This window comes from Mesorhizobium sp. M1E.F.Ca.ET.063.01.1.1 (genome assembly GCF_003998155.1).
In the GTDB taxonomy this organism is placed as follows: Bacteria; Pseudomonadota; Alphaproteobacteria; order Rhizobiales; family Rhizobiaceae; genus Mesorhizobium.
Window position 1 is genome coordinate 1 of sequence record NZ_RZSC01000128.1, and the last position, 11,280, is coordinate 11,280.

The following is an 11,280-nucleotide window of genomic DNA, read 5'->3' on the forward strand; positions in this document are numbered from 1 at the left end:
GACTTTCGTCCCGCCGCCTTCGATTTCGGCGCCGGTCTTGGATTGGCTGCTTCGCGCTGCCGGTCGCGTCTCGGCTTCGCACGGACGACCGGCTGCGGTTTCTCGGTCTTTTGCGGTGCGGCGCTTTCCTGTTTTCTAGCTTCCGCTTCCGACGCCCGCTGGGCTCGGTAGCTCTTCAGGGCATCGTCCGTATCGAGTTTCAGGCGGGCATATTGCTTTGAGGTAAGAAAGGTGGTCGGGGGCAGCTTGTTCTCTTCCTGCCATTGGCCGATGGCGCGGCGCGTCTTGAGGCCGAAGTCGCCGTCGGCTTCGTCCAGGTCGTAACCGATCGCCAGCAGCCTTTCCTGCAGGTCGATCTTTTCCTGACGATCGAGCCCGATCGCGCTTTCCGTCAGTTCGGTCCCGGTGTCGGTTTCGGGATTGGCGGCCGCGGCCGGTGCCGCCGCCGTGGCGGATCGCGACGCGGCGCTCTCGGTATTGGCGACAACAGTCGGTGCATTGCCGACAGTGACCGGCGACTTCTTGAGCTGATCGATGTTGAGACGGGCGAGATCGGCGAACGCCCCCTTGGGGAATTGCTGCAGATAGGCTTCGTAATGCGCCAGCGTGTTGCGCTTGGAGGCCTCGTCCCACACGCGCTGCTCGATTTCCCATCCGCGCGCGTCGGTGCCTGCGGGTTGGGCCGGAGTCTCGGTGGCGGACGGCTGCGGAGCCGGGGCGGCGGGTGGCGGCGTTTGCGGACCGATAAAGACCTCGCGGCCGAGCGAGGCATTGTGCCAGGGCCGCTGGCGCCCATCGGTCTCGGCCGTCACCTCGCCGCGAACGCGGGTCAACGCGCTCTGGATCTCCACGCCCGGCTCGGCCAGATGCCTGGCCAGCGAGGTCGTGTAAGGGCTGTTGGCGCCGTTGCCGTCATAGGACACGGAACTGGGATCGGTCGCAAAGGCGATCAGCACGCCGCCGGTGCCAACGTCCGAGCCGCTGACATCGATGGGCGCCAGGCCCGGCGCGGTGGTCGAGCGGCTCTTCGGCAAGGAAGCCGCGAGTGTCCTTGCCAAAGGATTGTCGCGGCAGGCGTCCAGGATGACGATGCCGACGGCGGGGTCCGGCGGGAGAGCGTCGAGCAACTCGTCGATCTGGATGGTGCGGGTCTTGAGATGCGCCGGAGCCGTAAGCTCGGCATCGACCGGGATCAGGTAGTTCTTGCCGTTCACCTGCATGCCGTGGCCGGCGTAGTAGATCAGCGCCGTATCCGCCTCGTACGAGGCTTCGGTGAACTTGTTCAGCCGGTCACGCATTCCGGCGTAGTCGAGGTCGACGCCTTCGATGACGTTGAACCCCGCCTTGCGCAGGACTTCGGCCATCAGGCGCGCGTCGCCGGCAGGATTGGGAAGCGCCGGCGCGTAGACATATTTGCTGTTGCCGATGACCAGGGCGACCCGGTTGCCGCCGGCGGCAAGGGCGGGTGCCTCCAGCAGATTGCCTGCAACCAGGAAAAACAAACCAACAACAGCTGCCCAGAACCTCATCGCGCGCACTCTCAATCAAGTTGCGGCTTTGCCTGCTCGTTCCAGTCGCATTTCACGCGGGGGACGCCCCTTCCATGAAATACATAACACATCAGCGGGGTTTAATGTGGCTCTCTTCGCTTCAAGGGCGGCTGGCTGAACGATGCGAATTTCGGCTGATACTGCCTTGTCGATATCGGTCCGTGCCTCCAGCGATGCCGCACAAATCGGACGCGCGTGTTTTTGAGGTTGCCTTGGAGGTGCCCTTGAGCTGGAGTCGATCGGATTTGACGCACGTCAAAGCGCATTTGGACCGAGCAGGCGATCCTGCGGAATGTGACGAGCCTGGAAGCCGTGCTGTGCTTGGACGATCTTGTCAGATCTGGCAGCGAGACGATCGGACCGCAAGCGGTACCTTCGGTGCGATCATGCTTGCGTTCGGGCTTGCCCTTTTCCTGTTGCTGACGCCTTCAGCCCAGGCGCACGAGTTCAGCGCTTCACAGGGCGTTTCGCTAGCCAAGGTCGTTCCATCAATTGGCGACTGCAAAGCCGATCAGGCGACATCGATGGCGACCGTCCTGTTCGCATCCGCTCCGGATGATTCAGGTTGTCATGACGGCGCAGCCCACGCCAATTGCGGTTTGTGCGTGAGTGGGCATTGTTTCGCTTGTTCGGCTGCGGTTCTTGCGGCTGCTTCGGACATCGGCCTTGTACCGGTGCGCTGCGCCCCAGTTTTCATCGACCAATCAGGCGCCGCGCTGACAAAGCCTGACGAGACCTTTCGACCTCCTCGTTCCGTTCTCTGACGACCTGTTCGGCAGGCAAATCTCACGCTTGCCGACCCGCGCCGCTTTCGTCTTCGTGACCAACATCGCCTACGGCACCGTGTCACTGATCTCGGTCAAGGATCAGTCGGTCGTGAAGTCCTATGCAGTCGGCAAGGGGCCAAACGGGATCACGTTCCAGGTGCCGCAGCCGACTCTTGGCAGCGCCGGGTGACTGGCGCGGAACCCTGAACCCGAAATCCAGGAGAACCAGACAATGAAAATGCTAAGCAAAACCGTCCTCGCCGCAGCCATGCTCTTCTCATCTGCGGCCTTCGCCAACGACGCCCACCATCCCCCTGGCAGTGCGGGAACCGCGCCTGCCGCTGCGCCGGCCCCGGTGTCCGGCGACAGCGCCGGGACGATGCCCCAGGGCGGCGCGACGCCACAGGGCGGAACGATGCCGCAGGGCGGAATGATGCCCCAGGCCGGCATGATGCCTCAGGGCGGAATGATGCCGCAGGGTGGAATGATGTGCGGGATGATGCCGCAGGGTGGGATGATGCCCCAAGGTGGGATGATGCCCCAAGGCGGGATGACGCCCCAAGGCGGAACGATGCCCCAAGGCGGGATGATGCCGCAGGGTGGGATGATGTCCCAGGGTGGAATGATGCCCCAGGGCGGAACGATGCCCCAAGGCGGGATGATGCCGCAGGGTGGAATGATGTCCCAGGGCGGGATGATGCCGCAGGGTGGAATGATGCCGCAGGGTGGGATGATGCCGCAGGGTGGAATGATGCCCCAGGGCGGGATGATGTCCGGCGAGATGATGCGGATGATGATGGGCATGATGTCTGCGAAGGACGGATCGGCTGAACAGATGATGTCTCCGGACCACGTCGAAGGGCGCATCGCGTTCCTGCAGGCCGAGCTCAAGCTGACCGATGCGCAACAGCCGCAATGGAAGGCTGTGGCCGATGCAATGCGTGCCAATGCCAAGCTCGCAAAAGAGGCGATGGCCGGGATGGGCGGCGCGATGATGTCCGCTGGCTCTGCCGCGATGACGCCTCTGAAGAGGATCGATCAAGTCGAGCAGATGCTCTCTGCACGGCTCGAAGGCCTGCGCCAGTTGAAAGCGGCAATGGAGCCCTTTTACGCAACGTTGAGCGAAGCGCAAAAGGCGGTGGCCGACAAGCTGCTCATGCCGGCGCCGATGGGCATGATGTGAGCTCGGAGGGGCCGTTGAGGCAGACCGCGACGGCCCCACGCGACCAAGACGAGATCTCCTGGTGAGGCCATGAAGATGAAGCGGAGCATTGGCACGGAAGAGCTGCTGCAGCTTCAGCGGGAGACGTTCGACTACTTCCTGGACGAGGTGAATCCTGCCAATGGCCTCATCCGCGACAAGACTGCTGCGAATTGGCCGGCAAGCATCGCTGCGACGGGCCTCGCTCTCGCCTGCTATCCCGTCGCCGTCGAGCGCGGGTTCATAGCGCGTCAAGCTGCGGTGGCACGAACGCTGGCCACGCTGCGCTTCTTCTGGGCAAGCCCGCACGGACCGGAGCCGGACGCCACCGGGCACCGTGGCTTTTATTATCATTTCCTCGACATGCAGACGGGACAGCGAGCCTGGCAATGTGAGCTGTCGACGATTGACAGCGCGCTGTTGCTGGCCGGCGCCCTGTCGGCGGCCGCCTATTTCGATGCGGATGCAGCCGACGAGAGGGAACTGCGCACGCTCGCCGACGCGCTCTATCGCCGTGCCGATTGGCAGTGGGCGCAAGACCAGGGCGCGACAGTGACGCACGGCTGGACCCCGGAAAACGGGTTCATCAAATATCGCTGGGAAGGCTACGACGAGGCCCTCCTGCTCTACGTTCTGGCACTCGGCTCGCCGACCTTTCCGCTTCCCGAAAGCAGCTACGCCGCCTGGACTTCGACCTATCGCTGGGAGAGCTGCTACGGCTACGACTATCTGTACGCTGGGCCGCTGTTCACGCATCAGCTCTCGCATGTCTGGATCGACTTTCGCGGGATCCAGGATGCCTTCATGCGGGAAAAGGGCATCGACTATTTCGAGAACAGCCGCCGAGCGACCTACCTCCAGCAATGCTATGCCATCATGAACCCGCGCAGGTTCGACGGTTACCGAGAGTGCTGTTGGGGCATCACGGCAAGCGAAGGACCAGGCCCCGCCACGCTCAAGCTGAACGGCATCCAGCGGGAGTTCTACGACTATGTCGGGCGCGGCGTCCCCTACGGACCGGATGACGGCACGCTCGCGCCCTGGGCAGTCGTCGCCTCATTGCCATTCGCTCCTGAAATCGTCCTGCAGGCGATCCACTTCTGTATCCACCAGGCCAAGCTTAAGCAGTTCAATCGATACGGCTTCAAGGCCGCCTTCAATCCCACTCATCCAGGGGGGCCCGGTAACCCCTACGGTTGGTGGGTGTCGCCCTGGCATTTCGGCATCAACCAGGGCCCCATCGTGCTGATGATCGAGAACCATCTGACTGGCCTGTTGTGGCGCCTGATGCGCGGTTGCCCGCACATCGTGACTGGGTTGCGCCGTGCCGGGTTCGCTGGCGGTTGGCTGAACGAGCTCGGTCCTGGACAGCTTTATGAGCGTCCATCGGTTGGCGCCTCGAGCGCCCCTATTCTGGACCAGCATTCGTCGTCGCACGCTGATGGGAAGTCAGAAGCGCGCCCTGAGAGGAGCGCTCGAACGTAAGCGGGAGAAAGACCATGTTGGACAAAAGGCGAACCTCGGATACGAAGTGGATTGCTCGACAGGTGCCGGCTCTGAAAAGCAGATTCGGATGGCGGCAACGTTCCCTTGCGCTTTTGATCGGCCTGATTGTTTCAGTCTTGGCCACCGGGCGAGCTGCTTGGGCTGACGAGAACTTCCAGGCTGTTCAGGGAATTGGCGTCTATTTCGGCGTCCTGCCGGCCGCCATCGTCGGAGGTCACCAAGAGTGGCACGTTGAAGGTGCCATGCACGGGGGCGCGCCTTCGGGTGCGCATCAGTATCATATTGTGGTCGCGATCTTCGATGCGAAGACCGGCGCGCGGATCGAGAACGCGCGAGTGAGGGCGAACATATCCGGGCTTGCTCAGGTCGGTGCGCAGAACGTCGCGCTGGAGCCGATGCTGATCGCAGGGACCGTCACGTACGGCAATTTCGTCGAACTGCGAGGCAGCGACCGATACGACATCAAGCTCGACATAACAGTGCCCGGGCACGAATCTCCCGTGCGGGTCAACTTCAAATACCAGCACCTATAGTGACCCGACGAAGCTGGATCGGACCGGATGTTAAAAGGCCGGGCCCTGCCAAGTTGGGCAGAGGTTCGACGTGCGGCCACCCGGTCGGGGTGCCTGCGTGGTGCGGGGCCTTGCCTGGAACGGATTTGACGCACATCAAAGCGCATTTTGACTAAGCCGGCGATCATGAAGGATGTGAAGAGCTTGGAAGCCGTGCTGTGCTTGGGCGATATTGTCAGATCTGGCAGCGAGACCATCGGACCGCAAGCGGTGCTTTCGGAGCGATCATGCTTGCGCTTGGGCTTGCTCTTTTCCTGTCGCTGACGCCTTCGGGTCAGGCGCAAGGGCATGAGTTCGGTGCCTTGCAAGGTGTTTCGTCAGTCAAGGTCGTTTCATCAATTGCCGAGTACAAAGCCGATCGGGCGGCCTTTACGACGAGCGTTCTGGCGGTATTTGCCGAACCCGGCTGTCACGACGGCGCGGTCCATGCCAATTGCGGCCTGTGCGCGGGCGGGCACTGTTTCGGTTCGGCGGCCATTCTGGCGGCAACGCCAGGAATTGGCTTTGTAACGGAGCCCGATGCCCCGGCTTTCCTCGTCCAATCAAGCTTCTCGCTGACAAAGCCTGACGAAGCTTTTCGGCCTCCTCGTTCCGCTCCCTGACAACCTGCTCGGCGGGCAAACCTCACGCTTGCCGACCGGGTCGCTCTTTGTGCTGGGCCAACGCCGGCTCCCGGTCAGGAACGCCTTTCGAGGAGAAAAATCATGAACATTCGGACAGAAACCACAATCCACCCCCCTCCAGGTGGCCTGGCTAACGGGCGCGAGTCGCTCACCCTGCGCATTGGAGGAATGACCTGCGCCCACTGCCCGCCGGCCATCGAGACGGCTATTCGCGCGGTCAAAGGGGTGCAGGCCGCCTCGGTCAATCTCGCCACGCAGACGGCGAAGGTCGACTATGACCCAGCCCAGGCGAAGGTCGCGGAAATCCTGCGCACCATCCGCTCCGTCGGCTACGCCGCCGGTACGGCAACGATGCGCATTCCCATCAAGAACATGCATTGCACCTCATGCGCCATACGTGTCGAGCTGGCGCTGAAGATGACCCCTGGCGTGATCGCCGCCCGCGCCAGCCTCGCACCCAACGCTGTCGACATAGAGTATCAGCCGGAACGGACCGATTTCCAGGAGTTGAGGCAGTCGATCGAGTCCTCCGGCTATCGTGTGGCCGAGCCGAAAATCAAGCCGGCGGACGCGACGCTGGACCCGGCCGAGGCAGCGAACGAACAGGAGTATCGCGGCCTGATGCGCAGGTTCTGGCTCGCCGCCGTCATCTCCCTCCCGGTAATGGCGCTCAGCTACCCCGATTTCATTCCGGGACTGCGAGATTGGATGCCCATGGGCAGCGGCACGCGTCGGATGGTTTGGGCGCTGCTCGGCGTGCTGAGCCTGCCCGTCCTGCTCTGGTCGGGATCCCAGTTCTTCGTAGGCATGTGGGACGCGCTGAAGCACCGCGCGGCCAACATGCACACGCTGATCGCGATCGGCATCACGGCGGCGTTCCTCTATTCGGTCGTGGCGGTCGCATGGCCAGGGATCTTTCCCGACATGGCGCTGGCCGAAGTCTTCTGGGACGTGACCGACGTCGTCGTCGCGCTCGTCGTGCTGGGTCTCGCCCTGGAGATCAAGGCAAAGGGCAGGACCTCACAGGCGATCAAGAAGTTGATCGGGCTGCAGGCGAAGACGGCAAGAGTCGCGCGCAACGGCAAGGAAATCGACCTGCCCGTGGAGGAAGTGCTGGTCAGCGACACGGTGATCGTCCGTCCGGGTGAAAAAATCCCGGTCGATGGCAAGGTGAGTGCGGGATCGAGCGCTGTCGACGAGTCGATGATCACGGGCGAATCCATGCCGGTCGAAAAGCAGGTCGGCGACGAGGTCATCGGCGGCACGCTCAACAAGACAGGCAGCTTCCGCTTCGCCGCGACGAAGGTCGGCAAGGATACCGCCCTCGCAAGCATCATCCGCATGGTGAAGGACGCGCAGGGGTCGAAGGCGCCGATCCAGCGCGTGGTCGATACCGTGTCGGGCTACTTCGTGCCGGCGGTCATGATCGTGGCGATCCTGGCGGCCGTGGTCTGGTACGATTTCGGGCCCGAACCGCGGCTGATCTATGCCACGGTCATCCTGGTCACCACGCTGATCATCGCCTGTCCCTGCGCCCTCGGCCTTGCGACGCCGACCTCGCTCACGGTCGGCATCGGCAAGGGAGCTGAAAACGGCATCCTGATCCGCTCCGGCGACGCGCTGCAGGCGGCCGAAAAACTCGACGCGATCATCCTCGACAAGACGGGCACGATCACCAGGGGCGAACCGGCGCTGACCGACGTCGTCGTCACGCCGGGCCACGAAGAGAGCGCCGTGCTGCGGCTCACCGCGTCCCTTGAGCGCGGCTCCGAGCACCCGCTGGCCTCGGCCATCGTCAAGGGCGCCGAGGCGCGCAAGATCGAGCTGGTCGACGCTGAAGGTTTCGCGGCCATCCCGGGTCACGGCGTCGGTGGTCGGATCGACGGCCATGACGTGCTGTTCGGCAACGCCAAGCTCATGCGCGACCGGGGTGTTCCCGCGGACGCGCTGCTGCCGCAATGGGAGCGTCTCGCCAACGAAGGCAAGACGCCGATGTACGTTGCGGTCGACGGGCAGGCGGCCGGGCTGATCGCGGTCGCCGACACCGTGAAGCCGGACTCCAGGGCGGCGATCGAAATCCTGAAAGGATTGGGCATCGAGGTCGTGATGCTGACCGGCGACAACGAGCGCACAGGTCGGGCGATCGCCCGCGAAGTCGGCATCGATCGGGTGCTGGCGGAAGTGCTTCCGGACGACAAGGCGCACGAGGTGCAGAAGCTGCAGCTCGAGGGCAAGTCTGTCGGGATGGTCGGCGACGGCGTCAACGACGCGCCGGCGCTCGCCCAGGCCGATGTCGGCTTCGCCATCGGCACCGGAACCGACGTCGCCATCGAGGCGAGCGACGTGACGCTTATCAGGGGCAGCCTGATGGGCGTCGTCACGGCGATCGAGATCAGCCGGGCGACGATGCGCAACGTCCGGCAGAACCTCGTAGGGGCCTTCGGCTACAACGCGCTGGGCATCCCGGTCGCGACGGGCGTGCTCTACCCGTTCATCGGGCTTCTGCTCTCGCCCCTGATCGCCGCCGCCGCCATGGCCTTCAGTTCGGCGACCGTCGTCACCAACGCCAACCGTTTGCGCTTCTTTCAACCGAGGAGGACAGGCCAATGACACCCGACCGCTGGATAGTGACCGTCGCCGGAATCGGCCTGGTCGCGTTCATCATCTGGTTCTTCTGGCTCAAGCGTTCGAAGGGCATCCGCGCCGCGGAAACGAGCGGCGGCTACCAGGAGGCGATGATCCTCGTGAAGGGCGGCTACACGCCCGATACGATCGTCGTCCGCAGCGGCCGCCCGGTCCGGCTGAACTTCCGTCGTGAGGAGACCGCCTCCTGCTCGGACAAGGTGATTTTCCCCGATTTCCAGAAGAGCGCCGACCTGCCGACGGGGGAGACCGTCGCCGTCGAGCTGATGCCCAAGGAACCGGGCGAGTTCGGATTCTCATGCCCCATGGGCATGTTCCGCGGCCGCCTCGTCGTCGAATAGGAGACCCGCAATGTCGACACATGACCACTCAGACCACGACCATCCGCAAGGCCCCTTTCTGGCTTCACGAGCCGGACTTGTCCTGCTCGGCTTCCTTGCGATCGGCGGGTTCCTGCTTTTCACCGAGCACCGCGCCCATGTCCTTGGCGCGCTGTTCTACCTGCTGCCGTTAGGCTGCGTCTTCATGCACTTCTTCATGCATGGGGGACATGGCCATGGCGGACACGGCGGCCACCGCAACCGGTCCGACGAAAGGAATCCGTCATGAGCGCCGAGACCCAAGCCTACGGCCTTTGGAGCCTGGTGATCGTCAACTCCGCGGTCTTCATCCTGTTTGCCTACAGCTTCTTCAAGCCGCAGACCGGGCGGGACTGGCGTTCGTTCGGGGCCTTCAGCGCGTTCCTGGTCGCGCTGTTCGCGGAGATGTACGGCTTTCCGCTCACCATCTATTTTCTGTCCGGCTGGCTGCAGGCCCGCTATCCGGGGATCGACTGGTTCTCGCACGATGCCGGCCACTTGCTGGAAATGATGTTCGGCTGGCGGGTCAATCCGCATTTCGGACCGTTCCACCTGCTGAGCTTCGTCCTGATCGGCGGCGGGTTCTGGCTGATCGCGGCTGCGTGGCGCGTTCTCTACGACACCCAGCAGCACCGCTCTCTCGCAACGGGCGGACCGTACAGCTATGTCCGCCACCCGCAATATGTCGGCTTCATCCTGGTCATGCTCGGCTTCCTCGTTCAGTGGCCTACGCTGCTCACGCTCGCGATGTTCCCGGTGCTGGTCGTCATGTATGTGAGGCTCGCACAAGCCGAGGAGCGCGAAGCGGCTGCCGAATTCGGCGATGCGTATCGCGCGTACATGAAACATGTCCCCGGATTCCTGCCGCGGCTGGATCGCGTCCTTGCCAGATTGAGCGGCCAGTCCGGTGAAGGCAAGCCGTCATGACCAGCCGCTTGTAATCGGATGCGCAGCCATGTCGCTCCCTGAAGCCTCGTCAACACCAGAGCTGCTGCTCACGGCATATGACGTTCCCGATGACCCGGTCGAAGTCGTCGAGCGTAAGGGATTGGGGCACCCGGACACCATCTGCGATGCCCTTGCTGAAACATTCTCGCGCAATCTGTGCCTGGAGTATTCTCGACGCTTCGATCGCATCCTTCACCACAACGTGGACAAGGCGCTTCTGCTGGGCGGTCGCTCCGTGCCCGCTTTCGGGGGCGGCTCTCTCACCAGTCCGATAAACATCTATCTGGCGGGTAGGGCCACGACGGAAACCGGCGGCGAAAATATCCCGGTCGAAGAGATAGCGATCGAGGGGTCCCGGTCTTGGCTGAAATCCAACCTGCACGCGCTCGATGCGGAACGCGACGTCCGGTTTCACGTGCTGACTCGACCCGGCTCGCAGGACCTGCAGGAGCTGTTTTCGCGCACGTCCGAAGCTCCCTTGGCCAATGATACTTCGATTGGCGTTGGCTACGCGCCGATGAGCGCCCTCGAGACTCTGGTGCTTGACGTCGAACGGCACATCAACGGAAGAGACCGAATTCGCGTACATCCCGCATGGGGCGAGGATGTAAAGGTGATGGGTGTTCGACAAGGCAGGTCGGTTCGCCTGACCGTCGCCTGCGCCATGATCGGACGTTATCTCGCTCACAGCGACGATTATCTTGCCGAGAGATCCGAGCTTCGGACACTCGTGGCAGAACTTGCCCGACAGCATGGGTTCACAGAGTCCGAAGTGGACGTCAATGCCGCCGATGGAGCGTCCCAGGGCGCGCTCTACCTCACCGTCACCGGGACATCGGCCGAGGCTGGGGATGACGGCCAGGTAGGCCGCGGCAACAGGGTCAATGGCTTGATTACGCCCTGTCGGCCAATGAGCCTTGAAGCGGCCGCGGGCAAGAACCCGGTGTCGCATGTCGGGAAGATCTACAACATCGCGGCGCGTGATATCGCCGAGGCGATCTGCGCTGCCCTGTCCGAGGTCGCGGCTGCCGAGTGCATGCTGGTGAGCCGGATCGGCGACCCGGTAACCCGACCCGCCCTCGTTCAGTTGAAAGTCGCGACGCGAGACGGC

The 11,280-nt window shown here is 63.4% G+C and carries 13 protein-coding genes; 11 read left to right on the forward strand and 2 right to left on the reverse strand.

The features are described from left to right. Positions 1-1,529 (reverse strand): caspase family protein (locus EOA29_RS12345; protein ID WP_127220958.1); only part of this gene is annotated, 1,529 nt, incomplete at its 3' end. 194 nt (positions 1,530-1,723) lie between these two features. On the opposite strand from EOA29_RS12345, the gene EOA29_RS12350 reads away from it, so the two are divergent. After that, the gene (locus EOA29_RS12350; RefSeq protein ID WP_189478876.1) at positions 1,724-2,314 is read left to right on the forward strand and encodes a hypothetical protein; all 591 of its coding nucleotides are present in this window, start codon (positions 1,724-1,726) and stop codon (positions 2,312-2,314) included. Between the two features lie 28 nt (positions 2,315-2,342). Next, on the forward strand, positions 2,343-2,507 hold the full coding sequence (locus EOA29_RS41305) for a hypothetical protein (protein WP_189350477.1): 165 nt from the start codon (positions 2,343-2,345) through the stop codon (positions 2,505-2,507). Positions 2,508-2,773: 266 nt separating this feature from the next. Here EOA29_RS41305 and EOA29_RS41310 read toward each other — a convergent pair whose 3' ends face one another. After that, entirely contained in the window at positions 2,774-3,121 is a 348-nt protein-coding gene (locus tag EOA29_RS41310) for a hypothetical protein (protein WP_189350479.1), read from the reverse strand. On the opposite strand from EOA29_RS41310, the gene EOA29_RS41315 reads away from it, so the two are divergent. From EOA29_RS41315 to EOA29_RS12395, 9 genes are all read left to right on the forward strand, one after another. Next, positions 3,087-3,500, forward strand: coding sequence for a Spy/CpxP family protein refolding chaperone (locus tag EOA29_RS41315; protein ID WP_189478877.1), 414 nt, complete (start codon positions 3,087-3,089; stop codon positions 3,498-3,500). The genes EOA29_RS41310 and EOA29_RS41315 overlap by 35 nt on opposite strands. 69 nt (positions 3,501-3,569) lie before the next feature. After that, positions 3,570-5,003: a glucoamylase family protein gene (locus EOA29_RS12360; protein ID WP_126091362.1), complete on the forward strand. Its 1,434-nt coding sequence runs from the start codon at positions 3,570-3,572 to the stop codon at positions 5,001-5,003. A gap of 14 nt (positions 5,004-5,017) precedes the next feature. After that, positions 5,018-5,557, forward strand: a complete 540-nt coding sequence (locus EOA29_RS12365; RefSeq protein WP_126091363.1) for a hypothetical protein — start codon at positions 5,018-5,020, stop codon at positions 5,555-5,557. Between the two features lie 266 nt (positions 5,558-5,823). Continuing rightward, positions 5,824-6,198, forward strand: coding sequence for a hypothetical protein (locus EOA29_RS12370; RefSeq protein WP_126091364.1), 375 nt, complete (start codon positions 5,824-5,826; stop codon positions 6,196-6,198). 102 nt (positions 6,199-6,300) lie between these two features. Next, a complete protein-coding gene (locus tag EOA29_RS12375) occupies positions 6,301-8,829 on the forward strand; it encodes a copper-translocating P-type ATPase (protein ID WP_126091365.1) in 2,529 nt (842 codons plus the stop codon). Further along, positions 8,826-9,203 (forward strand): cupredoxin domain-containing protein, encoded by a 378-nt coding sequence (locus tag EOA29_RS12380; protein ID WP_126091366.1) that lies wholly within the window; start codon positions 8,826-8,828, stop codon positions 9,201-9,203. Before EOA29_RS12375 ends, EOA29_RS12380 begins: the two co-directional genes overlap by 4 nt. 10 nt (positions 9,204-9,213) lie before the next feature. Beyond that, complete coding sequence (locus EOA29_RS12385; protein WP_126091367.1) at positions 9,214-9,471, forward strand: DUF2933 domain-containing protein; 258 nt, start codon at positions 9,214-9,216, stop codon at positions 9,469-9,471. Then, entirely contained in the window at positions 9,468-10,148 is a 681-nt protein-coding gene (locus EOA29_RS12390; protein WP_126091368.1) for an isoprenylcysteine carboxylmethyltransferase family protein, read from the forward strand. The genes EOA29_RS12385 and EOA29_RS12390 overlap by 4 nt, the downstream gene beginning before the upstream one ends. A gap of 28 nt (positions 10,149-10,176) precedes the next feature. Beyond that, positions 10,177-11,280 (forward strand): methionine adenosyltransferase (locus tag EOA29_RS12395; RefSeq protein ID WP_127220960.1); only part of this gene is annotated, 1,104 nt, incomplete at its 3' end.

Coding starts and splice junctions, on each gene's coding strand:
- EOA29_RS12350 (WP_189478876.1), top strand. CDS start 1,724: ATGCCGCACAAATCGGACGCGCGTGTTTTTGAGGTTGCCTTGGAGGTG.
- EOA29_RS41315 (WP_189478877.1), top strand. CDS start 3,087: ATGTCCGGCGAGATGATGCGGATGATGATGGGCATGATGTCTGCGAAG.
- EOA29_RS41310 (WP_189350479.1), bottom strand. CDS start 3,121: ATGCCCATCATCATCCGCATCATCTCGCCGGACATCATCCCGCCCTGG.
- EOA29_RS12360 (WP_126091362.1), top strand. CDS start 3,570: ATGAAGATGAAGCGGAGCATTGGCACGGAAGAGCTGCTGCAGCTTCAG.
- EOA29_RS12365 (WP_126091363.1), top strand. CDS start 5,018: ATGTTGGACAAAAGGCGAACCTCGGATACGAAGTGGATTGCTCGACAG.
- EOA29_RS12370 (WP_126091364.1), top strand. CDS start 5,824: ATGCTTGCGCTTGGGCTTGCTCTTTTCCTGTCGCTGACGCCTTCGGGT.
- EOA29_RS12375 (WP_126091365.1), top strand. CDS start 6,301: ATGAACATTCGGACAGAAACCACAATCCACCCCCCTCCAGGTGGCCTG.
- EOA29_RS12380 (WP_126091366.1), top strand. CDS start 8,826: ATGACACCCGACCGCTGGATAGTGACCGTCGCCGGAATCGGCCTGGTC.
- EOA29_RS12385 (WP_126091367.1), top strand. CDS start 9,214: ATGTCGACACATGACCACTCAGACCACGACCATCCGCAAGGCCCCTTT.
- EOA29_RS12390 (WP_126091368.1), top strand. CDS start 9,468: ATGAGCGCCGAGACCCAAGCCTACGGCCTTTGGAGCCTGGTGATCGTC.